Source organism: Bradyrhizobium sp. USDA 4486 (genome assembly GCF_054057995.1).
Map to the genome: position 1 here is coordinate 1,585,134 of NZ_JBSRZV010000001.1, position 23,609 is coordinate 1,608,742.

At 62.4% G+C, this 23,609-nt stretch carries 23 protein-coding genes and 3 pseudogenes; 18 read left to right on the forward strand and 8 right to left on the reverse strand.

Annotation, left to right across the window (positions count from 1 at the left end; translation table 11 throughout):
* Nucleotides 1-398 precede the first annotated feature (398 nt).
* The 7 genes and pseudogenes from ACVWY3_RS07745 to ACVWY3_RS07775 all read left to right on the forward strand — a co-directional run bounded on the left by ACVWY3_RS07745 (nt 399) and on the right by ACVWY3_RS07775 (nt 7,468).
* Nucleotides 399-833 (forward strand): hypothetical protein, encoded by a 435-nt coding sequence (locus ACVWY3_RS07745; protein WP_456837921.1) that lies wholly within the window; start codon nt 399-401, stop codon nt 831-833.
* Between the two features lie 127 nt (nt 834-960).
* A pseudogene (gene istA, locus ACVWY3_RS07750) lies at nt 961-2,513 on the forward strand (IS21 family transposase).
* 53 nt (nt 2,514-2,566) lie between these two features.
* A pseudogene (locus ACVWY3_RS07755) lies at nt 2,567-3,157 on the forward strand (ATP-binding protein); the annotation flags it as partial.
* Nucleotides 3,158-3,274: 117 nt separating this feature from the next.
* Nucleotides 3,275-4,813 (forward strand): annotated as a pseudogene (gene istA, locus ACVWY3_RS07760) (IS21 family transposase).
* 11 nt (nt 4,814-4,824) lie between these two features.
* Entirely contained in the window at nt 4,825-5,568 is a 744-nt protein-coding gene (gene istB / locus ACVWY3_RS07765) for an IS21-like element helper ATPase IstB (RefSeq protein ID WP_456837182.1), read from the forward strand.
* A 311-nt stretch (nt 5,569-5,879) separates the two neighbouring features.
* Nucleotides 5,880-6,122, forward strand: a complete 243-nt coding sequence (locus ACVWY3_RS07770) for an ATP-binding protein (protein ID WP_456837922.1) — start codon at nt 5,880-5,882, stop codon at nt 6,120-6,122.
* 192 nt (nt 6,123-6,314) lie between these two features.
* A protein-coding gene (locus tag ACVWY3_RS07775) for an IS3 family transposase (RefSeq protein ID WP_456837923.1) occupies nt 6,315-7,468 on the forward strand; the annotation gives its coding sequence in 2 pieces (ribosomal slippage) (nt 6,315-6,564 and nt 6,564-7,468; 1,155 coding nt in all).
* 1,225 nt (nt 7,469-8,693) lie between these two features.
* Here the strand turns inward: ACVWY3_RS07775 and ACVWY3_RS07780 are convergent.
* The gene (locus ACVWY3_RS07780; protein ID WP_456837924.1) at nt 8,694-9,026 is read right to left on the reverse strand and encodes a PilZ domain-containing protein; all 333 of its coding nucleotides are present in this window, start codon (nt 9,024-9,026) and stop codon (nt 8,694-8,696) included.
* 203 nt (nt 9,027-9,229) lie between these two features.
* On the opposite strand from ACVWY3_RS07780, the gene ACVWY3_RS07785 reads away from it, so the two are divergent.
* The gene (locus ACVWY3_RS07785) at nt 9,230-9,529 is read left to right on the forward strand and encodes a hypothetical protein (RefSeq protein ID WP_456837925.1); all 300 of its coding nucleotides are present in this window, start codon (nt 9,230-9,232) and stop codon (nt 9,527-9,529) included.
* A 1,693-nt stretch (nt 9,530-11,222) separates the two neighbouring features.
* Here the strand turns inward: ACVWY3_RS07785 and ACVWY3_RS07790 are convergent.
* A complete protein-coding gene (locus ACVWY3_RS07790; RefSeq protein WP_456837926.1) occupies nt 11,223-11,405 on the reverse strand; it encodes a hypothetical protein in 183 nt (60 codons plus the stop codon).
* 168 nt (nt 11,406-11,573) lie between these two features.
* Between ACVWY3_RS07790 and ACVWY3_RS07795 the strand changes: the two genes are divergently transcribed.
* Genes ACVWY3_RS07795 through ACVWY3_RS07805 form a run of 3 tightly spaced genes read left to right on the forward strand, consistent with a single transcriptional unit; the run spans nt 11,574 to nt 12,258 of the window.
* Entirely contained in the window at nt 11,574-11,735 is a 162-nt protein-coding gene (locus ACVWY3_RS07795; RefSeq protein WP_456837927.1) for a DUF2934 domain-containing protein, read from the forward strand.
* Between the two features lie 18 nt (nt 11,736-11,753).
* On the forward strand, nt 11,754-12,032 hold the full coding sequence (locus ACVWY3_RS07800) for a DUF2934 domain-containing protein (protein ID WP_456837928.1): 279 nt from the start codon (nt 11,754-11,756) through the stop codon (nt 12,030-12,032).
* Nucleotides 12,033-12,051: 19 nt separating this feature from the next.
* Nucleotides 12,052-12,258: a cold-shock protein gene (locus ACVWY3_RS07805; protein ID WP_456837929.1), complete on the forward strand. Its 207-nt coding sequence runs from the start codon at nt 12,052-12,054 to the stop codon at nt 12,256-12,258.
* Here the strand turns inward: ACVWY3_RS07805 and ACVWY3_RS07810 are convergent.
* The 3 genes from ACVWY3_RS07810 to ACVWY3_RS07820 form a co-directional block, all read right to left on the reverse strand.
* Nucleotides 12,194-12,832: a site-specific integrase gene (locus tag ACVWY3_RS07810; RefSeq protein ID WP_456843312.1), complete on the reverse strand. Its 639-nt coding sequence runs from the start codon at nt 12,830-12,832 to the stop codon at nt 12,194-12,196. The two genes, ACVWY3_RS07805 and ACVWY3_RS07810, sit on opposite strands and share 65 nt — an antisense overlap.
* 53 nt (nt 12,833-12,885) lie before the next feature.
* Entirely contained in the window at nt 12,886-13,434 is a 549-nt protein-coding gene (locus ACVWY3_RS07815) for a hypothetical protein (protein ID WP_456837930.1), read from the reverse strand.
* A gap of 379 nt (nt 13,435-13,813) precedes the next feature.
* Nucleotides 13,814-14,083, reverse strand: a complete 270-nt coding sequence (locus ACVWY3_RS07820) for a hypothetical protein (RefSeq protein ID WP_456837931.1) — start codon at nt 14,081-14,083, stop codon at nt 13,814-13,816.
* Between the two features lie 408 nt (nt 14,084-14,491).
* Between ACVWY3_RS07820 and ACVWY3_RS07825 the strand changes: the two genes are divergently transcribed.
* Nucleotides 14,492-14,866 carry a host attachment protein gene (locus ACVWY3_RS07825; RefSeq protein WP_456837932.1) on the forward strand — a complete coding sequence of 125 codons (375 nt, stop codon included), beginning with the start codon at nt 14,492-14,494 and terminating at the stop codon, nt 14,864-14,866.
* A gap of 21 nt (nt 14,867-14,887) precedes the next feature.
* Here the strand turns inward: ACVWY3_RS07825 and ACVWY3_RS07830 are convergent, their stop codons facing one another.
* Nucleotides 14,888-15,151: a hypothetical protein gene (locus ACVWY3_RS07830; protein ID WP_456837933.1), complete on the reverse strand. Its 264-nt coding sequence runs from the start codon at nt 15,149-15,151 to the stop codon at nt 14,888-14,890.
* Nucleotides 15,152-15,443: 292 nt separating this feature from the next.
* Between ACVWY3_RS07830 and ACVWY3_RS07835 the strand changes: the two genes are divergently transcribed.
* The 3 genes from ACVWY3_RS07835 (at nt 15,444) to ACVWY3_RS07845 (ending at nt 17,693) form a co-directional block, all read left to right on the forward strand.
* The gene (locus tag ACVWY3_RS07835; RefSeq protein WP_456837934.1) at nt 15,444-15,890 is read left to right on the forward strand and encodes a hypothetical protein; all 447 of its coding nucleotides are present in this window, start codon (nt 15,444-15,446) and stop codon (nt 15,888-15,890) included.
* Between the two features lie 85 nt (nt 15,891-15,975).
* Entirely contained in the window at nt 15,976-16,848 is an 873-nt protein-coding gene (locus ACVWY3_RS07840) for a DMT family transporter (RefSeq protein ID WP_456837935.1), read from the forward strand.
* Nucleotides 16,849-16,949: 101 nt separating this feature from the next.
* Nucleotides 16,950-17,693 (forward strand): hypothetical protein, encoded by a 744-nt coding sequence (locus tag ACVWY3_RS07845; protein WP_456837936.1) that lies wholly within the window; start codon nt 16,950-16,952, stop codon nt 17,691-17,693.
* A 55-nt stretch (nt 17,694-17,748) separates the two neighbouring features.
* Here the strand turns inward: ACVWY3_RS07845 and ACVWY3_RS07850 are convergent, their stop codons facing one another.
* Entirely contained in the window at nt 17,749-18,003 is a 255-nt protein-coding gene (locus ACVWY3_RS07850; RefSeq protein ID WP_456837937.1) for a histone, read from the reverse strand.
* Between the two features lie 213 nt (nt 18,004-18,216).
* Between ACVWY3_RS07850 and ACVWY3_RS07855 the strand changes: the two genes are divergently transcribed.
* Nucleotides 18,217-19,947: a methyl-accepting chemotaxis protein gene (locus ACVWY3_RS07855; RefSeq protein ID WP_456837938.1), complete on the forward strand. Its 1,731-nt coding sequence runs from the start codon at nt 18,217-18,219 to the stop codon at nt 19,945-19,947.
* A gap of 144 nt (nt 19,948-20,091) precedes the next feature.
* On the opposite strand, the gene ACVWY3_RS07860 is transcribed toward ACVWY3_RS07855, so the two are convergent.
* Nucleotides 20,092-20,751, reverse strand: coding sequence for a peroxiredoxin (locus ACVWY3_RS07860; protein WP_235545731.1), 660 nt, complete (start codon nt 20,749-20,751; stop codon nt 20,092-20,094).
* A gap of 382 nt (nt 20,752-21,133) precedes the next feature.
* Here ACVWY3_RS07860 and ACVWY3_RS07865 point away from each other — a divergent pair, with 382 nt between their 5' ends.
* Both ACVWY3_RS07865 and ltrA read left to right on the forward strand, forming a co-directional pair.
* On the forward strand, nt 21,134-21,715 hold the full coding sequence (locus ACVWY3_RS07865) for a hypothetical protein (RefSeq protein ID WP_456837939.1): 582 nt from the start codon (nt 21,134-21,136) through the stop codon (nt 21,713-21,715).
* Between the two features lie 479 nt (nt 21,716-22,194).
* The gene (gene ltrA / locus ACVWY3_RS07870; RefSeq protein ID WP_456837647.1) at nt 22,195-23,574 is read left to right on the forward strand and encodes a group II intron reverse transcriptase/maturase; all 1,380 of its coding nucleotides are present in this window, start codon (nt 22,195-22,197) and stop codon (nt 23,572-23,574) included.
* The last annotated feature ends 35 nt before the right edge of the window (nt 23,575-23,609 follow it).

The window sequence follows — 23,609 nt, forward strand, 5'->3', positions numbered from 1 at the left end:
TACCTTCGCACTATCGGGCGAACGCGCGGCAAGATCGATAAAGCGATCTTCGTTGCCGCTGCCAGTGAGAGTCTCAAGAATCAAGGACTCAAGAAGCACCAGCAGGATGTCGACGAGAAGACTGCATTCCTGGCGAACGGCGGCACTGAAGAGCGGTGGGCCGAATGGCAAGATAAGCTGAGCGGGAGCGCGAGCAGCGGATTTCCAAAGCTGAACGCCAGCGGTCGCTTGACGCTGGCGAGACGACTGAAGAGAGCGAAGAGCGCCGGGACAATCAGTCTATCGGTAAGCAATCTAAGATCGCGTACATCGAAGACATTCGCAGCGCGGAGCCTCGCCACCTCGATTGGTGCGGGAAGTTCTTTATCGCTAGAGGCACGACTTCGATTGTCTCGGGCTTGTGGAGAGCCGGTAAGACGGCTGTCTTCAGTGGGGGGCCGTGCGGGCTCTATGGTGCGGACGGAAAAGCGACCGCCGACGAGAAGGAGCTGATCAGGATCGCCAAAGAAACGGGCGAGCACTACGGCATGCCGGTGGCGATGATTATCATCGATACGCTCAGCCAAAGCATCGCTCCTGGAAATGACCGCGAGCATGGCGGCATTTTCGTTGTCGCCATGCAGCGCATTTCATTGGCAACCGGCGCGAACGTCGCAAGCCTGCAGCACCCCACCAAAGCAGGAGAGCACGTGCGTGGAGACGGGCAATTGCAGGGCAACGTCGACACCGTGATTGAAGTTTCGCGCAACGCGAAGACGGGACGCGGCACTATCGAGGCGGGCTCGAAGTTCAGAATGCGTGTTTCGGCAATTTCCGGACACCGATTTCGGTAATTCGCGGACAGCGATTTCAGTAATTCCGGGACAGGGATTCCGCTAAATCGCGGACAGTTGCGGGAGGTTGGTTTTCGGGAGCGCCGTTCAGGCAATGTTCTCTCTCAAGCTGAGTTTGAGAGGGGCAATGCCGAGACGGAAGCAAGCGAAACGAACCACTGTGAAGGACCTACGATCGATCCTGAGGCTGACGTACGAGCAGGGCCTGTCGGTTCGGGAGATCTCGGAACGGCTGCAGATCAGCAAGAGCTCGGTTGCCACCTACCTGCTGCGGGCACGCGAGGCGGGCTTAAGCTGGCCGTTACCGCCGATTTACGCGAGCGAGGCGGCGTTGCAGCGGGCTCTGTTCCGGCGGGTCGGGCGGCCTCCGCAGGACTTGAGTGAGCCTGAGTGGCCGCGGGTCGCGCAGGAGCTCAAGCGCAAGGGCGTGACACTGACGCTGCTGTGGCAGGAATACCGGACGGCGCATCCCGAGGGCTATGGTTACACGTGGTTCTGCGAGAAGTTTGACGTTCTATCGGCGCCGGGCGAACCCGACCTTCCGTCATCGCCACGCGGCGGGTGCAGTTATGCAGACCGACTATGCCGGTCCGACGGTGGAGGTGATCGATCCGCAAACCGGCGAGATCCGTCAGGCGCAGATATTTGTCGCGGTGCTCGGGGCCTCGTCGCTGACCTTCGCTATGGGAAGCTTCGGTCAGCGACTACCAGATTGGATCGAAGGCCAGACCCGAGCCTTGTCGTACTTCGGCGGAGTTCCCAAGGCGATCGTCTGCGACAATCTGAAGGCCGGGGTCGTCAAGGCGTTGTGGTTCGAGCCGACGCTCAACCAAACCTTTGCCGCCATGGCCGAGCACTACGACACGACGATTTTGCCGACCCGCAGCCGCAAGCCCCGCGACAAGGGCAAGGTTGAAGGCGCGGTGCTGATTGTTGAGCGCTGGATTCTGGCACGGCTGCGCCATCGGCGGTTCTTCAACCTGACCGATCTCAATACTGCGATCGGCGGTTTGCTGGAGGAGCTGAACCATCGGCCGATGCGCCATATCGGCAAATCCCGCCGGCAGCTGTTCGAGGAGATCGAGCGCGCTGCGTTGACGCCGCTGCCGAGCGAACCATTCGAATACGCCGAGTGGAAAACCGCGAAGGTCCATCCCGATTATCACGTCGAAGTCGACAAGACCTTTTACTCGGTGCCGCACCGACTGATCGGCCGTCGGGTGGACGTCCGGCTCACGTATCGAGCCGTCGAGATCTTCCAGGATCACACGCGTGTCGCCAGCCATGTGCGCCGCTCTCAGCGCAGCGGCCATGTCACCGTGAACGAGCACATGCCCAAGGCCCATCAGCGTTACGCCAATATGACACCGGCGAGTTTGATCAAGATGGCAGCGCGGGTCGGCGTCAACGCCGCCACCCTGGTCGAGCGGATGATGCGTGAGCGCCCGCATCCCGAGCAGGGTTATCGCTCCGCCATGGGGATCATCGCCCTGGCGCGGCGCTACGAGCGCAATCGGCTGGAAGCGGCCTGTGAGAGGGCGCTCGCCATCAACGCGATCAATTACTCCTCCGTGAGCGCCATCCTCAAATCCGGGCTGGACCGCGCGAGCCCTGCCGCCGAGCCCATCAAAGCCACGCCCTCCCACGCCAACCATCCGTGGCGGCGCCTATTATCAATGAAGGAAAGGAACATCGCGATGCTGACCCACCCGACCCTCGAGCAGATGCAGGCCCTCGGCCTTGCCGGAATGGCGGCCGCTTACAGGCAACTAGCCGAACAGGACAATGCCGCCGATCTCAGCCGGGATGAGTGGCTCGGCCTGATGCTCGATCGTGAAGCCGCCATGCGTGCCGACCGGCGCCTGACCAATCGCCTCGCCGCAGCCAAGCTGCGCTTCGTCGACGCCTGTATCGAAGACGTCGACTTCGCATCCCGCCGCGGCCTTGACCGGCGCAACACCCTGCAGCTGGCGCAAGGCGCTTGGCTGAAAGCCCATGAGAACTTCATCATCACCGGCCTGACCGGGACTGGTAAAACCTGGCTGGCGTGCGCCTTCGGACGCCAGGCGGCCAGGCTCGATCATTCCGTCCTTTATTTGCGTATGCCGCGCCTGTTCGAAGACCTCGCCATGGCCCGTCTCGATGGTCGCTTCCCGCGCCTCATCGACAAGCTCGCACGGGTCCAGTTGCTCATCCTCGACGACTGGGGCACCCACACCCTCAATGATCAGCAGCGCCTTGCTGATTCCGCTCGATGTCGCCCACCATTCCGGAATGATCTCGCCCACCGTTCCGATTTGATCTCGCCCACCATTCCGAGATGATCTCGCCCACCATTCCGGGATGATGTCGCCCGGGTGACGAGGCCTCTTCTGGCTCCGCTACGGTCCCGCCTTTCGGCTTTGCGAAGGGGGACCTGGATGCCGACGGAGAGGTTTGCGATGCGCCATGTGCGCGATGTGATCAGATTGAAGTCGGCCGGGATGCCGACCCGCGAGATTGCGCGGCGGGTGGGGACAGCGCCTTCGACGGTGCGGTTGACGATCCGCCGGTTCGAGGCGGCTGGGCTGACCTGGCCATTGCCCGACGACATCACCGACGCTGTGCTGGAAGCCCGGTTGTTCGCCAGCACGGGAGCCGGTCTCGGCACCCGGCGTGGCCATCGCCGGCAGCCCGAGCCGGACTGGGCGGCGGTGCACCGCGAGCTCCGGCGCAAGCACGTGACGCTGGCGATCCTGTGGGAGGAGTACATCGCCGGCGAACCCGGCGGGTATCGCTATTCGCGGTTCTGCGAGCTCTACCGGGCCTGGGAAGGCCGGCTGTCGGTGACGATGCGCCAGTCGCATGCAGCCGGCGACAAGCTGTTCGTCGATTATGCGGGCGACGGCGTGCCGGTGGTGATCGACCGGTTCACCGGCGAGCGGCGAGTTGCGCAGATCTTCGTCGCGGTGCTCGGCGCATCGAGCTTCACCTACGCGCAGGCGACCTGGACGCAGGGGCTCGCCGACTGGATCGATGGCCATGTCGGCGCCTTCGAGGCGATCGGCGGCGTGCCGGCACTGCTGGTGCCGGACAACACCAAGGTCGCCGTGATCAAGGCCTGCCTGTACGATCCGCAGATCAACCGCAGCTACGCCGACATGGCGGCGCATTACGGCACCGCCATTCTGCCGGCCAGGCCACGGCGGCCCCGGGACAAGGCGAAGGTCGAGCAGGCGGTCCTCATGGTCGAGCGCTGGCTGCTCGGACGGCTGCGCCATCGGACCTTCCACAGCCTCGCCGAGGTCAACGCGGCGATCGCCGAGTTAATGACCCGGCTCAACGAGGAGCGACCGATCCGGCGGCTCGGCGTGACCCGCCGCAAGCTGCTGGAGGAGATCGACCGGCCGGCACTCAGGGTCTTGCCGGAGAGCCCTTACGTGTTCGCCGAGTGGCGGATCTGCCGGGTCAGCATCGATTACCACGTCGAGGTCGAGGCGCATTAGTACAGCGTCCCGCATCGCTTCGTCCGCGCCGAGGTCGAGGTGCGCTTCACCGCCCGCACCGTCGAGATATTCCACAAGGGTGAGCGGATCGCCGCGCATCAGCGCATGAGCGGCAACCACAAGCACACCACCCTGCCGGAACACATGGCGTCCAGTCATCGGCGCTACGCCGGCTGGACCATCGAGCGCATCCGCAAGGATGCCGCCTCGATCGGATCGGCCACCGCGGCGCTGTGCAACCTGATCCTCGATGAACGCACGCACCCCGAGCAGGGCTTCCGCGCCTGCCTCGGCATCATCTGGCTCGCCAGATCCTACGGGCAAGAGCGGCTCGATGCCGCCGCCCTGCGGGCGATCGACATCGGCGCCCGCACCTACGGCTCGGTCAAATCGATCCTCGCCAACAATCTCGATCGGCGTCCTTCCCCCAAGCGCTCCGCGGACGATGCGCCGATCCTTCATCCCAACATCCGCGGGCCGCGCTACTACAACTAGGAGATCACGCCTTGCTCACGCATCCGACCCTCGATCAACTCCACGCGCTCGGCCTTCATGGCATGGCCAAGGCCTTTGCCGACATCGAAGCCGGCGGCGATGCCGCAAGCCTCGGCCACGCCGAATGGCTCGCGCTGCTGCTCGAACGCGAAGCGTCGCTGCGACGCGACAAGCGGCTCTCGAAGCGGCTGCAATACGCCAAGCTGCGTCAGCAGGCCTGCGTCGAGGACATCGACTATCGCACCCCGCGTGGCCTCGACCGCAGCCTACTGACGATGCTGGTTGAAGGGCAATGGATCGACGACCACGCCAACCTTTTGATCTGCGGACCCTCCGGCGTTGGCAAGAGCTGGCTCGCCTCGGCGCTCGGCAACAAGGCCTGCCGCGACAATCGCTCCGTGCTTTATCAGCGCGTCCCGCGGCTGTTTAGCGATCTCGCTTTGGCGCGCGGCGACGGCCGCCATCCCCGTTTGCTGCGCGCGCTCGGCCGTGTCGATCTCCTCATCCTCGACGACTGGGGCCTCGAGCCACTCGACGCCGCAGCCCGCCACGACCTGCTGGAGATCCTCGAGGACCGCTACGGCCACCGCTCCACCATCGTCACCAGTCAGCTCCCCGTCGACCAATGGCACGCGCTGATCGGCGATCCCACCTACGCCGACGCCGTCCTCGACCGCCTGGTCCACAATGCTCACCGGATCGATCTCAACGGCGAGAGCCTGCGGCGAACCCGTAAGCCCGGCCGAAAGACCTGAGCCCGTGGCGCTGTGGACATGCCGCTGCGCTTGGACAACGCGAAGGGCGTTGCCCACATGCCCACAGCAGGAGCAGCAAAAAACAAGTCCTTCGAGCCGCGATTCAAGATTGACCACGCGGCTTCGTCGATGCCAGAAACCAGACAGCCAGAACGCCTCGCGCCCCGGGCGACATCAAATCGGAATGGTGGGCGAGATCATCTCGGAATCCTGGGCGAGATCAAATCGGTACACCCGGGCGAGATCATCGGAATCCGCAGCGCCTTGATCTCCTCGAAATCTTCGAAGAGCGCTATAGGCGCAAATCGACCTTGATTACCGCCCAGCTGCCCGTTGCGCAATGGCACGACATGGTCGGCGAGCCGACCATCGCAGACGCTATCCTCGACCGGATCATCCACAACTCCCACCGCATCGCTCTCGAAGGCGACAGCATGCGAAGGAAAAAAGCCGCGCGCCCCCTTGACCGACGTCGAAAACAGCGAAACGAATACCAACTGACTTCAACAACCAGGCAACCAAAAGCCAGCGCCGCCACGCTGTCCGCGATTTAGCGAAACTGCTGTCCGTCAGTTAGCGAAACCACTGTCGCGTTTTTGCGAAATACGCATTCAGAATCGGAGATCCTTCCAAAGTTCGCTTTGGGTAGCGGCTCAGAGGCGTCGAGATCGGCCGCGATGAGGACTGAGCTGCTGCCGGTTTGATGGACACCGAGATTGGGTGTTTTATCAAGCCGGAGGTTGGTCATGCAGAGACGGAAGTTCAGCCGAGAGTTCAAGATCGAAGCGGTCAAGTTTGTCAGGGAGCGCGGGGTGTCGGTGGCGCAAGCCGGCCGCGACCTGGGGGTTCATGAGAACGTAATGCGCAAATGGGTGAAGGAGTTCGGCTCTGACCCGGTTCAGGCCTTTCCCGGCCATGGTCAGATGAAGCCCGAGCAGCAAGAGATCGAGCGGCTGCGCCGCGAGGTCGCCAAGCTGAAGGCCGAGCGGGATATCCTAAAAAAGGCCGCAGCCTACTTCGCGAAGGAAGCGACATGAAGTTCGCCTTCGTCGCGAAGCACCGGACGATCTGGCCGGTGGCATGGCTATGCGATGCGCTGGGAGTGTCGCGGTCGGGCTTCCATGCCTGGCTGAACCGCTCTCCCAGCGCCAGATCCCGCAGCGACGAGGAGCTCGGCGACAAGGTCAAGGCCAGCTTTGTCGCCAGCGACCGCACCTATGGCGCACGCCGGGTGTGGCGTGATCTGCTCGCTGACGGGGCGGATTGCGGCCTGCACCGGATTGAGCGGCTGATGCGCCTGCAAGGCTTGCGGGCGCGGCCGCGACGTCGGCGCTTGCCGAAGGATGCCGGCGATCGACAGCTTGAGGCCGTACCGGCGAACCTCCTTGACCGGCAGTTCGCCGCCGAGCGTCCCAACCAGAAATGGATCGCCGACTTCACCTATTTCTGGACGGCCGAAGGCTGGCTCTATGTCGCAGCGGTGATCGACCTGTTCTCACGTCGGGTGGTCGGCTGGTCGATGAGTGCCGCCATGACAGCACAGCTCGTCACGGACGCATTGTTGATGGCCGTCTGGCGACGCGGCAAGCCGGATGCGCTGTTGCATCACTCCGATCAGGGCAGCCAGTACACCAGCGAACAGTTCCAGCGCCTGATGGCCGATCACGGCATCGTTTGCAGCATGAGCCGCTCCGGCAACGTCTGGGACAACGCGGCGATGGAGAGCTTCTTCTCCTCGCTGAAAACCGAGCGTACGGCCAACAAGATTTATCGAACCAGAGACGAGGCACGCGCCGATGTGTTCGACTACATCGAACGATTTTACAACACGACCCGGAGGCACTCGACCATCGGCTATCTCAGCCCTGTTGAGTTCGAGCGCAAGGTGGGATTAGCTTAACCGGGTGTCCATCAAACCGGCAGCAGCTCAGACGGTGACATTATGGATGTGGTGCTCGCGATGGAGGATCACGACCCGAGTCTCGCGGTCGCAGATGGGGAAGGTGGGGAGGTCCCGCCTATCAAGGTTTCCGACCGCCGTGAGGATCGATTGGACATGTTCCTAGAGACCGCCCGTACCCGAGGCCGAACGCGGGGCCGCGGAGGGCGAGCCGCTCGATGAGATCGCTCTGGACCTACCTACGCTGCGCAGAGCCATCAACGCGGAGCGCGGAAATCTATGCGACCTCGAACGGAAGCCTCTCGCAGCGCTCGACCTGAGAGGCGTCTGGTGTGTGGCACAGGCAACCGTGAAGGCGGAGCGCCTTACCGCCAAGGCCTCGAAGTACTTTCTGGTTATCTAAAGCGGGCATGGCAGTTGCCATGGCACTTTGGGCACTGCCATGGCTTCTGCCATGGGTTTTTCAGGGCTCAGTGCCATGGACGTGCCATGAGGCGCCCCGCCTAAAAGTCGCGCAGGTACAACAGGATGAGCGGTGCCATGGCAGTCTATGGCACCTGCCATAGAGTTGGTCCATCCCGACTTATGGCACTTCCCCCGGCCCTATAAGGGCCGGGGTGCCATAGGTGGACTGCGAACGGAGCGAGCGGGGATAAACGACCGAGTACCGAGAAGTTTGCGCACGGCGAAGCGAACCCACAGGAGGGCGTAGCTTCCTTGCCCGGCCTCACCCGCCCCCCCCAGCTCCCTGCGGATTATGTCGCGGTGCTCCACATGAGAGGCCCGAAGCAGCCGATACGTGGCGAGAATATCTAGAGCTAGGTCGGTCAAGCGGCCCGCATGTTCCAGCGCGTCAATGATCTCGATTTGACGGGCAATATGCTTATCGCTGAGCGCAACGTGGCGCTCAGCTTGAGCTAGGTGCTCGCGGATCATTCGAGGGTCCATGCTTGGACCCTACGCCTAAACCCGACATTCCCAAAATGAATTAGGAGAGGATGAATTTAACTCAGAAGCTCAAAGGCTTACCGCTGGAGGCCCGAAGTTACGCAAATCGAGAGGCCTAATAGGTGAGGGCCGTGCGTAGCGGGCGTCCGGCTCTCGGTCCTATCAGGTATGCCGCGCGGTCCATCTGCCGCGCGGCAGTCCGCCTGGTGGGCGCAGCCGCCGTGCCGGTCCTTTATCGCTTCGGGTGGGAACGGCGCGGCGTGCTATCCGCCTCGCTCTAAGTGAACTTGCTAAATGTACAAAGCGGCCGCCATGGCCCGCTGAAACTGTCGCAGGAATCATTCGCCACTTTCGGCGGGCTGCGGCGCAGAAGGAAGGTAACGCCACAACGTGTTTCCTTTCTCCATACGACGCGGCAGATGAAGATTACGGAATGGCCGCTGAACGATAGCACAAATTCGTTCGCAAACACGTAGTAGGGCGTGGAGATACAGGCTCCGAGAGCGTTGATGTCGCGCACCATGCACGGATGCGTTCCCTGAATTTCACCAAATGACAGCCGCGCAGCCCGGTTGATCGGCATGCGCTCCATTGCACGACGTTCGATCATGGCGAGATGCTCCAAATGGAGAGGTAACTTCAATCAATCGCACTTTACGAAGTCAGTTTCGGGGGCTCCGCCGACACCCCGGAAAACGGCAATACGCGCATGTTGAGCCGCTTGCGCGTACGCAACAAGCAGTGTCGCTGTCCATTTAAAACTGGATCGAAGCTAGTAATTAACCCGGAACCGGCAACTCAAAGAAGGACAGCATGACAAATCAAACTGACCAAACCATCGGACTGACCGATCTACTCGCGCTATCCGAAGACGCCCGCCTCGGACGTGCCGCCGACGCGCTCGAAAAGATCGCGGCCGCCGCGCCTCAGCTCGAACGCCTCGCCGATGCCGTCGAGACGCTAACCGCGTTGCTCGCAAGCTGCATCGGCGTGGGCTCAGCCCGCTGCTATGTCGGAGCAGGGAAGCCGGAACGTACCGCTGAATTATCTGCGCAGCGGCAATGGTGCGATGCCCTTTGCGTGCGACGCGGACAGTCCGGGGATTGGCGGTGAGTGATCGCGCCACCATTGAGGCGCTCAACGTGCTTGCGGATACCCTGAACGAAGCCGCTGCAAAGCTGGACTCGATTAGCCGAAGCGCTTTCACTAGTGGACTTGTCCCCGGTTCGCCCGTGGCCCGCATGGTCGAGCAGGGCGAGCGGTTCGCCAAGATCACGCCGCGGTCCGGCGAGCCCACAAAGTGGCAGCCCCCGTATGTCGGGCATCGAAGTAAAGATTGACGCGTCCAAGCTCGAAGCCTGGGCGCGCGAGTTATCGACTCGGGGTTTTTGTAACGCCATACGGCGCGCTGTCGACAAATCCGCGACGGCTGCGCGGAGACTGGCTCTCACCAAGATCGCGGAAGACATAGGGGTATCGAAAGCGCGCATAAAGGGCGCTGTCCGCCAGGCTCGGCACAAGCATGCAAGGTCCCGGCGACAACGGTACGAAACCGAGCCAAGGCGCAACGATGGGAGCACAATAATGGAACGTGTCCAATACGCCCCGCGCCAAGGCGCGACCTATGAGCCGTCCCTGGACATCTTAGTCCCCGCGCTCGCGAAGCTCCGCGAGTGCGAGGACTCTTTGAGCGCGCTCATTCTTCTTGATAGCTTGCCTGAGATGATCTTGCCCGGCTTGGCCTACGCGGCGTCGCGCCGACAGTACATTCCGCACGCGGCGGTGCAGGCCGTCGTGACGTACTGCGGCCCATTGTTCTTGGAGCATTGTTTGGGAAAGAAACGAAGCCGCGAGCTTCTCAGGCGGTATCCAAAGCGTGCAGCGCTCTCAGGACTGGTCAGGTATAACGCCTGACCAGTGCTGTCGCGGGGCTGCCGCTTTTTCAAGAGCCAAAGCCTTGTCGATTTCTTGAATGACCGCTGCTTCGGCGGCTTGGCGGTTGGCTGCCGTCCCCGTCCGTTGCAAACGTGCGCTTAGCCTTACAGTCCAGTGCCATTGGCCGGACTCAGCGGTTTCCGTGATGTGGTAGGTGCGGTCACGATACTGCACAACGAGTGGACCCGATAAAATATAGTTTGAGCGGGCGCGGCAGTTATATATGTAAGCTTACAAGTATAACAATCTGTGGGTGAAACAATGCCACCCATCGCTTGCGCGGTCAAGCTAGCAGTATACCGGACTTCCTGCACGTTGAGAGATTTGCCACGCTGTATTGATAGCGGCGCACCTTATGCCGCAATCAAAGGGGCTGGGGAATGAAGATGAGGTTCACCGTAGCTACTCGGGTTTATATGGACGAGTCGACGGGCTTGATCTGTCGAGATCGGCTCGTGCGGGCAGGGCGCAACAAGTTCTATCTGATCGAAGAGCCGGACAGCGCGAGCGGACGGGAAGTCTCTCGGCCGCTCAGTCTCGACGACGTGTTTGATTGGTATCGGATTGAGCCCTGGCAAATCACTCGCACCCTGGTCAGCTATCAGCGAGCGCATGACCGACAACGAGGTGCCTCCTGATCTCGCACGTCTGAGGCAGTTGGTGGTAACCCGCCACGTATGGGGAAAAAGGGCTTTCAGCGGAGGCAATGCGGGAAAAGCTGGCGTCCGTTCTCGATGCTGGCCGGAAGCACTTTGTGTCAGTGCGGACTCTTGCGAGCGGTCGGCTTGAGGTCGAGTTTGACGCGAGCCTAGGTGATGTCGGACGGGCCTTTGAAGAGGCTTCGAAGGCGTCCTCCCGCAAGCTTAGTTAATCATGCCAGCGGCTGAAGACCTGCGATCCGATCATGCACGAATATTATTCGTCGCTCGATTATCGTCAGCGCTGTGACCGCCCTCTGAACGTTGGCCTGCGGTTGAACGCTCGCCGACGCTGTGCGCGCGACAAGCTCGGCAGTCTCGCGAACTGGCGCGTCCAGTTCTTTTTCCCAGTCCATTTGGCTTGGCTCCCCGCCACATTGTGGAGAGCGGGCGCAAGGCGTCAAACAGTCTTGTAAATATGCGGGCTCACCTTCGGGAACCGCTCATCATGAGTCGGGTTAACCATTATAGGCGGGCCTGCTACTAGCCCGAAGGACAAGCGCCCGCCGCGTATGGGTGCCGCCATGGGTCAAGCAGAATTAAACGAGATACGCGCCCGCGCCTACAAGCTTTGGGAGGAAGCCGGGAAGCCTGATGGCCGGATTGATGAGTTTTGGTTTCAGGCCGAGCAGCAACTGAAGGAAGAAAGAATCCGCCGCGAGCTGAAGACACCGGACACTCTCTGACCAGCGTGCGAGTACGCAATGGAATACTTGCCCGAACTCCGGCGACTTGAGCATCAGCTCGAATTGGCCAATCGGGCCGTCGCGCTCATTGCGGATCGGGTGATCGTGGCTCGGCTTGAAGATTTCGCCGAGGAGATAGGCGACAGACTTCGCAGACTGAAAGCCGAAAGCGTAGAAGAGGCGATCAGGAGGCGGGCGCACGAGCTTTGGCAGGGAGCGGGGCAACCTGTCGGCCGCGATCTGGAGTTCTGGCTTCGCGCGGAACGCGAGGTTAAAGACCGCGAAACGAAGTCCTAAGATCAGGAGAGCACCTAACGTGGCGATTGGTATCGTGAAGTGGTTTAACCCAACCAAGGGATACGGCTTTATCAAGCCGGAGGACGGCGGACCGGACGTGTTCGTGCATATCAGGGCGGTGGAGAAGGCGGGATATACTCAACTGCTTGAGGGTGCTCGCATCAGCTACGAGCCGCGCGCGGGACGTAGCGGCAAAATGTCTGCCGAAAATTTGCGGATAGGCTGAAGGCCACCGCAGCCGAGCTATGCGGCCTTTGCGCATCTTTGTGCCGCAAGGCGCGAATTATGTACTCCGCAATCGCCTCTACTGCCTGCCGCTTCTCTGCCTGCATATCGTAACGGTCATAGGTCTTCCCGCTGCCAACAATGGCGTGATGGGTGAGGGCCTCCGTGGTGTCGCGTGCGATACCCATTGCCCGCGCCCACGTCCTGGCTGACCGTCGCGCATCGTGCGGGGACCATTCGCCCATTTTCAGCTTTAGCCGTAGTCGGCGGACCGCCTGAGACAGAGCGTGCCGGTCAATCGGCTTGTCCCCTTTGCCCCGAGTGGACGGGAAGACGTAGGGGCTATCGTCGTACAGTCTCTCAGCGAGCGCCTGCTTAACGAGTTTCACGGCCTCTGCGCTCAGCGGGACCGAGTGAGGCTTGGGGCGCTTCATTCGGGAGGCAGGAAGGTCCCAGCGCGGCGAGGGGCCGTCGAGGTCGGCTAGCTCGTCAAGGCGCATCCCCGAGACCTGCAAGGGCCGCTGTGCGGTCAGGAAAATCAGGCGAACGGCAATCCCCACCGCGACCGAGAACACGGCATCGGGCGGAGTGATGAAGGCGGGCCAAACGGCTCTCAGCTCGTCATCGCTCAAAACGCGATCTTCCTCACGCTCTTTTCCGCCAACCTTGGGGATGCGGGCGAGGGCGTTGATGATCGTTTCATCTTCGAGGTTGACCCATTGTACATGGTGCAGATGGACGCCTGGGTCTTATTGGCATTGCGCACCGAGGTGGCGGCGAGGCCGCGCAGGAACACGACCAGTTCTTTGCGGGTGATCGTCGATACGATGCGGGGACCGAATTCGGCCTTCGCCCGCTTCAAGACCCACTCGTCATCCTTCCACGATTTCTTGCGAGGCTTCGCATATTCGTTGACGTAACGGTCAGCCAGCCGATTGAAGGTCAGCTCGTCAGCCCCCACCGAGGCTTCAGCGGCCTCGCGCTGGGCCTCAGCGACGGGATTGCGGCCTTCGTGCAGGTCCGCATATCGGCGGTTTGCCGCGATCACGGCCTGCGCGAGTGTCATGAGAGGATATTCCCCCAAGGTGAAGCGCGGAGGACGGGGCGAGGGTGTCGAACAACATACGTCTGCCGGCTGCTGCAAAGTGACAATCAAATGAACGTCGGTACTTGCCATCAATGGCGAAACATCGGTCTCAGTAAACCCGATTCCGAGCCGTAGTATTGCGGACATCATGCTAAGAGGCCGGTTGGGTCAATGTCGCCGTCAACGTTCCCGGCTCATCGGCTGGCCGGAGGCGAGGTCGATGAAATGCAGCCGCGTGCAGGCGGGACAGGCGAAGGACGCAAAGCTGGCCCCTCCTGCTTCTGCTGCCTCTCCAGGTGCGTCTGGACATTCATGCCCGTCTGCGGGCAACGAAAAACGATCAAATCGGCCATCGTCGCAGCATGACGGCCTGGTGGATTTCCACTTTGATCTAGATCAGTTTTGTAAACGCTCCAGGCGACCGCGCCGCCCGCAAAAGCGAAGGGGCCCCGAGGGCCCCTTCGAAATGTCACCAGCGGCGATAGCCGTAATAACCATAGTAGCGCGGGCCGTAATAGCGAGGCGCATAATACCCGTAATTGGGCCGCGGCCCGTAATATCCATAGTAGTTCGGGCGCCACCAGCACCGTCCCCAGGCGTTGCAGACCATGCGGACCTGCTCGACGCCGGAGACCTGCGGTGTCGCAGGCGTGGGCGCAACGGGCATGGCGAACGCCGCCGGCGATGCCGCGAGAGCACCGAACAGGGACGCGGCGACGAGGCCAGTCTTGAGATTCATGATGTCTTCCTCCGCTTACGCGATGCAGGATATCGAAGTCGTTCTGATCAAATTGTGGCGGAACCGAAATGTAATGCTGATGAACAAATCTTCAGCCAGCCGCCCTAAGCCTAACCTTCTTTTGTCTTGCCAGACTATCCCAGGTTCGCACGCATGACCAATGCTGCGTCTGCGCTGCTGTTGGCCCGCAAGACCTCCCGGTCATGCTTGATCTTGCGCAATTCATCGACGCGGCTTCGTCCCTAGTCTTGTCGCCGTGGCCAGTCTTTCGAAAAACGCGAGGACAGGCGCGCAAGATCCTTAGAGCCGTGCCTTGGAGCTGTGCAATGGACAAGATGACGCAAGGGTGATTGGCTGGTGGTGTGCGACGGGCGCAAGGCGCTCATTCTGGAAAATCGCGGCGACGGGATGTTTCCGAACCTTCACACCAGGGAGGTGCACGAGCAGCCCAATCCAGCGACCAGCGCGCAAGGGAGCGATGCGCCCGGTCGATTGCATGGTGCGGCCGGCAGTGCCCGCAGTTCGGTCGAGCAGACCGATTGGCACGATGAGGCCGAGCGCGCCTTCCTGCGGAGCCTCGCCGGCCGGCTCGATGCTGCCGTCAGTGCGGGCGAGACTTCGGCCCTGACCATGGTGGCCTCGCCCCGCGCGCTCGGGATGATCCGCGCCGACTATTCGGACGTCTTGCGCAAGGCGCTGCAAGGCGAGGTCGGCAAAGACCTCGTCAAGCTGCCGGTCTACGAGATCGAGAAGCAGTTGCTGCGGTCGGGCGCCGGCCGATAGCGAAGCCCGCGCTGGCATCCCTCAGAAGCAGGGGTGCCGGCGGCGGTCCTGGCCGACATAGGCGGCGGCGCCCCGGTAGCAGTGGTTGGTCGACGGGCCGTCGTAAAAGGCGAAAGTGCCGGGGGTGATGCCGGGGCCGTAATTGTGCAGATAGCTGATCGAGTAGGGCAGCGGGTTGGCGTGATAGTGGTGGTACCGGTGATGTCCCCGCGCCTCTGCAAGGCCAGGGACCAGGATTGCGGCCGACAGGGCAGCAACTGCGGCTACAAGGGTCAACTTGCTCATCTCGATTCTCCGGAACCGGCGCGAATAGGTCGCTCATCTATAGCGATTTCGGGCCGCCGGGGCACCCGTCCGGAGGCCCGAAAATGGGGCCGATCCCGCAGATTCTGGGGAGGGTGTGACAGAATTGCCGGAAATGGCTTCCAAGGCTGCCCATTTTTGGCCTTTTCGGGATGCTTAACGAATTCCCCACACAAGTATGACCAAAGAGAATTCGATAAAGAATGCTGCCGCCGGCCTTATGGGGCTCCTTTGAGGCCGGTCCATCCCTCAAGGCTGTCGTCGTCACGCCGCCATGCGCATCACGCTTCTGAGTCTGCTGTTGCTCTGCGTCGTCGCCGCCCCGCCGGCGCGGGCGGAGCTGCACATCACCCGCGATCACGGCGGCTATGTCGAGGAATATAAGGCCAAGTACAAGCGCGTCCGCGACAAGGGCGAGCGCGTCATCATCGATGGCATCTGCAACTCGGCCTGCACCCTGGTGCTCGGCATCGTGCCAATGAACAAGATCTGCGTGACGCCGAAGGCGAGCCTTGGCTTCCACCAGGCCTATTACGACAAGGCCTTCACCTTCGGCATCAAGGTCACCAGCGCCGAGGGGACGTCCGACCTGATGTCCTACTACCCCGATACGGTGAAGGACTGGATCCGCCGCAATGGCGGGCTCACCACCGACATGAAGAAAATCAAGAACGGCGTCGAGCTCTGGAAGATCATCGACCCCTGTCCGGAAGAATGGTGAGCGGCTGAGCCGCGGCCGCAGCGCAGCACTGCTCTGGTACAAATTCGCATTGCCGCACGGGGCCCCATGGGGCATGAGGGCGGCAATGAATCATAATCAAGAAGCCCTGACCGCCCGCGCAGCGCCGATCCTGTTCGTAGTGCTCTGGAGCACCGGATTCATCGGCACCAAATACGTCGTCAACAACGCCGATCCCTTGACCTATCTCGCCATCCGCATGGCGATCGTGGTCGGCCTGATGGCGATCATCGCCGGCATCGCGCGGCCGAAATGGCCGGACCGTGCCGGCATTGCCCATAGCGCAGTCGCCGGCATCCTCGTCCATGGCTTCTATCTCGGCGGCACAGCGATCGCGATCGCGCATTCGATACCGGCCGGACTCTCGGCGCTGATTCCGGGCCTGCAGCCGATCCTGACCTCGACCATCGCCAACCGCTGGCTCGGCGAGAAGGTGACGCCGGTGCAATGGGGCGGGCTCGTGCTGGGTCTCGGCGGAGTGGTGATGATCCTGCACAACCGGCCGATGACCGGCGAAGCCGGGCTCGGCTGGCTCGCCTCGGTGGTATCGCTGATCAGCATCACGCTGGGCACGCTCTACCAGCGCCGCTACTGCAACCACATCGACTGGCGTGCCGGCAATCTCGTGCAATACGTCTCCGTCACCGTCTTCTTCGCGGTCGGCGCCTTCCTGTTCGAGGACCGCGTGGTGCACTGGACGCAGGAGTTCGTGCTCGCGCTGGCTTGGCTCGCGGTGGCGCTCTCGATCGGATCGATCGGATTGCTGTATTGGCTGATCCGCCGCGCCGCCGCGACCTCGGTTGCGAGCTTGTTCTATCTGGTGCCTGCGGTGACCGCGCTGATGGCCTATCTGTTGTTCGGCGAGAAGCTCGATGCGCTGGCGATTGCCGGCATGGTGATGTGCGCAGCCGCGGTGTTCGTGGTCAACCGCCGGTTCTAGGCGGATGGTGGTGAGGTGCGGCGGAATACATCCCTGACGTGCGCCCCGCATCCGTGTTAGGGTGAGCACATTTCAGCTTCCCTTTCGCAACGGTGATTTCCATGAAGAAGGCGAGACGTGCGCTGCTCGGCCGCTCCCTGAAGCCGGTCCGGATTGCCTGCATCAACTACGCGGAGGAGTCGATCAGCGGCCGGATGATGAGCAGGCTCACCGCGGCACTGCAAAAATGTTACGACAAGCACTTCCTTCCTGTATGGGGCTATCCGGTCGATCTCTATGTCACCCAGCAGCCGAAGGCGGCCGACTGGCAGCTGGTCTATTTCGACGATGCCTCGCACAAGAACATGCTCGGGCGCCACGAGCTGACCCATCGCGGCCAGCCGATCTCCAAAATCTTCGTCAAGGCGCTGGGCGAGGAGCCGGTCAGCGTCGCCGCCTCACACGAGCTGTTCGAGATGGTGCTCGATCCCATGGCCAATCTCTGGGCCGACAAGAATCCGAATACCCAGTATGCCTATGAGGTCTGCGACGCAGTGGAGGAGGATTCTTTCCGCGTCAACGGCTTTGAGATGTCGAACTTCGTCTACCCGTCCTGGTTCGAGCCGTTCAAGCACCCCCGCGGCACCAAGTTCGACCACAAGGGAACGCTGACGGAGCCGTTCTCGATGACCGAGGGCGGCTACGTCATCAAGAAGGTCAACGGCAGGAAGGTGATCAAGGCGTTCGGCTCGCCGGGAAAGCGGCGGCGATTCAACGCCGAGGACCGGCGCGGCCATCGCAGCGAATTCCGCGATCCGCAAGGAAAGCATCACCCGGGCCGGCGGGCGATCAAACGTAGAGGCTAGGCATTGCCGGAGCCCTCTCCGGGCGTGCGCACCCGGAGAGATGCTCGGCTTGCGATCAGCGCTTGGACTTCTTGGCCTTCTTTTTCTTTTTTGCGGCCTTCTTGCCGGATTTCTTCACCGCCTTCTTCGCGGTCTTCTTGGCTGCCTTCTTCGACGACTTCTTCGCCTTCTTCGGCGCTACCTTCTTCGCGACCTTCTTGGCGGCTTTCCTGACCTTCTTGACGGCAGTGACTGCGGCATCCCTGGTCGTTTCCACGGCGGTGGTGATCGTCTCCATCGCTTGTTCGGTGATCGGCTTCTCGTCGTCCATATCGTCCCCCACGGCTTGTATGGAGCGATGACGATAGCGTTTTCCATGATTGTGTCAAAGCACCGCTCAACCTTTGCGATCCTTGCGCAGCGCTCGGCGTGCTCCTCGTTAACGCTCCGGCAAGCATGCTGCGCGCGGCGGCGGTGAACCGTCGTTAATGCGGCCGTAAGCGGATTGCACGAATATGCAGCAATTACGGGGGTCATTCCAATCATGTCCAGACTTTCAACGGCGAAGTTCTTGCCGCGGTTCAAGCTCGGCACCAAGGCCGTCCTCTGCGCGGTGCTGCTGATCGCCGTGAACACGGCGCTGGTGGTCGGAGCCGGCTATTGGTCGCTCACCTCCGCCTTCAATGATCGCGCGCTCCGCGGCATCGAGGTCAATCTGCGCACGCTCGCGCTGGCTTTCGCCGAGATCGTTCCCGACGCCAAGATCACGGTGAGGGACGGCGCGGTGGTGCGCGCCGAGATCCCCAAAATGCCCGAATTCAGCGATCACGCCATCGTCGATCGCGCGGTGTCCTATGTCGGCGGCAATGCGACGCTCTTCGTGTTCGACGATGCGAGCGGGCAGTTCGTGCGCCGCTCGACCAATGTGAAGAAGGAGAATGGTGACCGCGCCGTCGGCACCCAGCTCGCCGCCGACCATCCGGGCCAGGCGCTGTTGCGCCGGGGCGAAGCCTATAAGGGGCCGGCCACGCTGTTCGGCAAGTCCTTCATGACCGCCTATTTCCCGGTCGTGGATACCGCCGGCAAGGTCGCCGGCATTCTCTATGTCGGCATCCCCATGGCCCAGTTCGAGAGCATGCTGGCCCGGGCGATCGAGAGCATGGCGGCCGCCGCCGGGCTTGCCGCGCTGCTGGTGCTGGTCCTGACCCTCGTGATCGTCCGCCGCGTCACCCGGCCGCTCACCTTGGTCGCGCGCTCGCTCACGGCGCTGGCCGAGGGGGCGAGCGACGTCACGATCGAGTGCGAGGATCGCGCCGACGAGATCGGCGAAATCGCCCGCACGGTCGCGGTGTTCAAGAGCAATTCGCTGGAGCGGGCCCGCCTGCGCAGCGAGCAGGCCGCGGCCACGGCTGCCGCGGCCGAGCAGCGCAAGGCGGAGCTGCGCAATTTCGTCGAGCAGTTCCGCGGCAGCGTCGGCGGCATTCTCGACAAGGTGCTGACATCGTCAGGCGAATTCGAACGGGTGGCGCGGCAGCTCACCGACACCGCACGTTCGACGGCAGAGCTGTCGGCGCAGTCAGCCGGGGCATCCGAAAGCGCCTCCGAGCACGTGCGCTCGGCCGCATCGGCCTCAGACGAGCTGTCCCAGTCGATCTCCGAGATCACCCGGAGGGTGCAGGAATCCAACGAGATCTCCGCCGAGGCGGTGCGCCAGGCCGAAGCGACCGATCAGCGGATTGCGCAGCTCTCCGAGGCAGGCGCGCGGATCGGCGACGTCGTCAAACTGATCACCTCGATCGCCGAGCAGACCAACCTGCTGGCGCTCAACGCCACCATCGAGGCCGCGCGCGCCGGCGATGCCGGCCGCGGCTTTGCAGTGGTGGCCCAGGAGGTCAAGACGCTCGCCGGCCAGACCGCGAAAGCGACCGACGAGATCTCGAACCAGATCGCGAGCATGCAGCTTGCGACCGAGGAATCTGTCGCTGCGGTCAAGGGGATCGGACAGACCATCGAGCGCATCAGCGGCATCGCGAGCTCGATCTCGGCTGCGGTCGAGCAACAGCGCAGCGCGACCCAGAACATCGCGGCCAGCGTGCGCGCCGCGGCTTCGGGCACGGCGGAGGTTGCGGTCAATGTCCGGCACGCCGCCAAGGGCGCGAGCGAGACCGGCGAGACCTCGAGCCGGATGTTCGCATCGGCCCAGGCGCTATCGAGCGAGAGCGTGCATCTGAAGGCCGAGGTCGACGGTTTTCTGGACCGCGTGCACGCGGCTTAGTCTAACGCCGTCATCCCGGGATAGTCCGCAGGACCAGACCCCAGGTGCGCAATTGCGCACCGGGGGATCTCGAGATCCCGGGTTCGATGCTGACGCATCGCCCCGGGATGACGTTTTGCAGTTGCTATCGGCGACCTCAAAAAGTCACTTCGGCTGCGGCACGATGCGGATGTAGGGCTTCGGCTCCTTCCAGCCCTGCGGGTAGATCGTCTTGGCCTCGTCGTTCGACACCGAGCCCGCGATGATGACGTCCTCGCCCTGCTTCCAGTCGGCCGGGGTGGCAACGCGGTGCTTGGCAGTCATCTGGAGCGAGTCGATGACGCGCAGGATCTCCTGGAAGTTCCGGCCCGTGGTCATCGGATAGACCAGCACGAGCTTGATCTTCTTGTCCGGCCCGATGATGAAGACGTTGCGGACGGTCTGGTTGTCGGCCGGCGTGCGGGTGAGGGGATCGCCCGAGGTCGAGGCCGGCAGCATCTCGTAGAGCTTCGAGACGTTGAAGTCGGTGTCGCCGATCATTGGATAGTTCGGAGCGGCGCCTTGCGTCTCCTTGATGTCCTCGGACCATTTGGCGTGGCGATCGACCGGGTCGACCGAGAGGCCCATCAGCTTGACGCCGCGCTTGTCGAATTCCGGCTTCAGCTTGGCGAGCGCGCCGAGCTCGGTCGTACAAACCGGCGTGAAGTCCTTGGGGTGCGAGAACAGGAGCGCCCAGCTGTTGCCGATCCAGTCGTGGAACTTGATCTTCCCTTCGGTGGTCTCGGCTTCGAAGTCGGGGGCGGTGGCGCCGATCGGAAGTGTCATGGTTCTACCTCATCTCATTGAATTTATTTGCAAATTCGTCCTTGGCCGTCCGCATCAGTATAGGCTCTGACCAACCTCAAGTGAACGGGGCTCAAGTAAAATGTGAATTCCTTCTCTGAAGGGCCGATCTCTTAGCACTTTTCTGTTACAGGGGGCCCCTGCGGCGAAACATCTCCACGGAACCACACGGTCTCGATTGCCCCGATAAAGCCTTTTATGACCCGCATCACGCTCGCCCGACGCTCTCCGGAACCGAAATGGTCCTCATAGCGACCAATCGGCAACCATTGAGAAAAGTCGCGATCCCCGTAGTCAATCATTAACCACCCCTTTACGTCCGCATGAAAATGCTGGTCGGTCAGAAGAAATCTGGAAGTGAACTATGTCTGCCGCTGCGCCCAAGTCCGCTGAAAAGTCTCAGTCGCCGTCCCTCGAACCGTCCTGCCGCGATACTTCGGCCCATGCACTGACCATCGTGCGCGACGGCGTGATCACGGGCGAAGGCCCGACCACCAAGGGCCGGGTGCATTTCTCCCGCTCGCTCGACGCCGACGACACAGCCTGGTGCGTCCGTATCCTGACCGCCGCCGCCGTCAACGACCAGCCGGTCAGCCGCGCCGAAGCCGAAGTCCTGTTCGAGATCAACGAGGCCGCGACCGAGCGCACGGATGGCGGCCGCTTCGACGACCTCCTGGCCAAAGCTGTCGCCCATTACGCGGCCAGCGCCTCGGGCCTGAAAGTGCCGCCGCGCAGCGTCGCGCTCTCGGCCGATACCGACATCGAGAGTTGGGCGCCGGCCTACGCCTCCAAGGTCAACAGTGAGATGCTGGAGTGGATCGCCGGCCAGATGCGCGGCAGACGCCACAACAATCGTCGCCTGATGGCGATGGTGGCGACGTTCCTCGGCGCCACCGCGCTGCCTCTGGCGGGCCAGCTGCCGAACGTGTTCGACATCGGCATGTAAGTCTTCCCCCTCTTGATGAGGGCGAGCGAACGGCGGGGTTACTTCCCCGCCGTTTTTTGTTGTGTGCCGAGTATGAACGACAGCTTGGAGGTGGAAGTCCTCTATCCAGCCTGATGGCGGCGAAGGATTAGCGAAGCGCAAGGGCGTCACCGCGAGGTGGGGTCTGAAGAAAGCGTGGAGCAAAGCCGCGGCCCGATGGACAAACACCGGATAACGAGGCCTACCCGGCCGGACGAGCGAGCAACTGATCGCGAAGTCCAGGGTCATCAAGGGTCGGGGTGGTAAATTCGGCGGGCGCGCGGTGAAGGCGGTCGGTCTTACCTCGGGAGGTCTGCGTTGTGTCCCGGCAACGGGACTGAGGTCGTCGTAAGGCGGCCCGACCGCAGCGCAGAAGTCAGCTGAGGGCATAGTAGGTGGCGTGTGCCGCCGAAGGCCCGAACGGTGGAAGTGGTTAGTAGAGCAACGATCTCGCGCGAGCCATGCGGCAGAAGAATCAGGTCGAACTGAACTTGGGCACCGGAGCAGGCGGTGAAGCCGCAAGCTCCGCCGCCGGAGAGACCGAAGCAAGCGCGGTGAGAGCCAGCCTCGAACGCCCGGCGGTCGCAGGACCGTCGATGGAAGTAGTCGTCGAGCGTGAGAATCTGCAAGCAGCATTGGCGCAAGTGAAGCGCAACAAGGGTGCGGCAGGCGTCGATGGGATGACCGTCGGCGAGCTATCGGCCTATCTGAAGGAGCACTGGCTCACGATCCGCGCCCAGTTGCTTGACGGCACCTATAAGCCACAGCCGGTGCGGCGGGTGGAGATACCGAAGGCGTCGGGCGGCCTGCGGCCGCTCGGCATCCCGACGGTGCTCGACCGCTTCATCCAGCAGGCGGTGATGCAGGTGTTGCAGGCAGATTGGGACGGAACGTTCTCCGAGGCGAGCTTCGGCTTCCGGCCGACCCGCTCGGCGCATCAGGCGGTGGAACGGGCGCAGACCTACATCGCATCCGGTTACGCCGTCGTCGTCGACATCGATCTGGAAAAGTTCTTCGACCGGGTCAACCACGACATCCTGATGGGGCTCATTGCCAAACGGGTCGCTGACAAGCGCCTCCTCAAGCTCATCCGTGGCTTCTTGACTGCGGGTGTGATGGAGGCAGGGCTGGTCAGCCCGACGGAGGAGGGTACGCCGCAAGGCGGACCGCTCTCGCCGCTGTTGTCGAACCTGATGCTGGATGTGCTGGACAAGGAACTGGAGAAACGCGGCCATCGCTTCGTGCGCTACGCCGACGACTGCAATATCTATGTACGCAGTCAGAAGGCGGGCGAGCGGGTGTTGGCCGGCCTCGAACGGTTCCTCGAAAAGCACCTCAAGCTCAAGATCAACAAGGCCAAGAGTGCGGTCGCCAAACCGAGCGTTCGCAAGTTCCTGGGCTTCAGCTTTACCGGCGGAAGTGAACCACCGCGACGGCGCATCGCGCCGCAGGCGCTCGCCCGCTTCAAGGTAAAAGTTCTGGAGCTGACGCGACGCACGTGCGGTCGAAGCCTCGTGCAGATTACCAAGGAGCTGTCAGCCTACCTGATCGGGTGGCGCGGCTACTTCGGCTTCTGCCAAACCCCGTCGGTGTTGCGCGTGCTTGACCGGTGGATCAGGCGGCGGCTGCGCGCCGTCGTCTGGAAGCAATGGAAGTATGGACCCGCTCGCTTCGCCGAGCTGCGACGCCGTGGCGTCGGCCGGGATCTGGCAGCGCAAACTGCCGGCGCCCCGCATGGCCCTTGGCGGCTCGCGAACAGCCCCGCGCTCGCCATTGCTCTGCCAAACAGCTTCTTCGCTTCGCTCGGCTTGGCTTCCGTCACGGGACAGTGGCCTGCATAATCCGCCGAACCGCCGTATACGGACCCGTATGTACG

Coding starts and splice junctions, on each gene's coding strand:
- ACVWY3_RS07815 (WP_456837930.1), bottom strand. CDS start 13,434: ATGGCAAGTACCGACGTTCATTTGATTGTCACTTTGCAGCAGCCGGCA.
- ACVWY3_RS07785 (WP_456837925.1), top strand. CDS start 9,230: ATGACAAATCAAACTGACCAAACCATCGGACTGACCGATCTACTCGCG.
- ACVWY3_RS07790 (WP_456837926.1), bottom strand. CDS start 11,405: ATGGACTGGGAAAAAGAACTGGACGCGCCAGTTCGCGAGACTGCCGAG.
- ACVWY3_RS07865 (WP_456837939.1), top strand. CDS start 21,134: ATGTCTGCCGCTGCGCCCAAGTCCGCTGAAAAGTCTCAGTCGCCGTCC.
- ACVWY3_RS07845 (WP_456837936.1), top strand. CDS start 16,950: ATGAAGAAGGCGAGACGTGCGCTGCTCGGCCGCTCCCTGAAGCCGGTC.
- ACVWY3_RS07825 (WP_456837932.1), top strand. CDS start 14,492: ATGTTTCCGAACCTTCACACCAGGGAGGTGCACGAGCAGCCCAATCCA.
- ACVWY3_RS07780 (WP_456837924.1), bottom strand. CDS start 9,026: ATGATCGAACGTCGTGCAATGGAGCGCATGCCGATCAACCGGGCTGCG.
- ACVWY3_RS07820 (WP_456837931.1), bottom strand. CDS start 14,083: ATGAATCTCAAGACTGGCCTCGTCGCCGCGTCCCTGTTCGGTGCTCTC.
- ltrA (WP_456837647.1), top strand. CDS start 22,195: ATGCGGCAGAAGAATCAGGTCGAACTGAACTTGGGCACCGGAGCAGGC.
- ACVWY3_RS07840 (WP_456837935.1), top strand. CDS start 15,976: ATGAATCATAATCAAGAAGCCCTGACCGCCCGCGCAGCGCCGATCCTG.
- ACVWY3_RS07860 (WP_235545731.1), bottom strand. CDS start 20,751: ATGACACTTCCGATCGGCGCCACCGCCCCCGACTTCGAAGCCGAGACC.
- ACVWY3_RS07850 (WP_456837937.1), bottom strand. CDS start 18,003: ATGGACGACGAGAAGCCGATCACCGAACAAGCGATGGAGACGATCACC.
- ACVWY3_RS07795 (WP_456837927.1), top strand. CDS start 11,574: ATGGGTCAAGCAGAATTAAACGAGATACGCGCCCGCGCCTACAAGCTT.
- ACVWY3_RS07855 (WP_456837938.1), top strand. CDS start 18,217: ATGTCCAGACTTTCAACGGCGAAGTTCTTGCCGCGGTTCAAGCTCGGC.
- ACVWY3_RS07800 (WP_456837928.1), top strand. CDS start 11,754: ATGGAATACTTGCCCGAACTCCGGCGACTTGAGCATCAGCTCGAATTG.
- ACVWY3_RS07835 (WP_456837934.1), top strand. CDS start 15,444: ATGCGCATCACGCTTCTGAGTCTGCTGTTGCTCTGCGTCGTCGCCGCC.
- ACVWY3_RS07830 (WP_456837933.1), bottom strand. CDS start 15,151: ATGAGCAAGTTGACCCTTGTAGCCGCAGTTGCTGCCCTGTCGGCCGCA.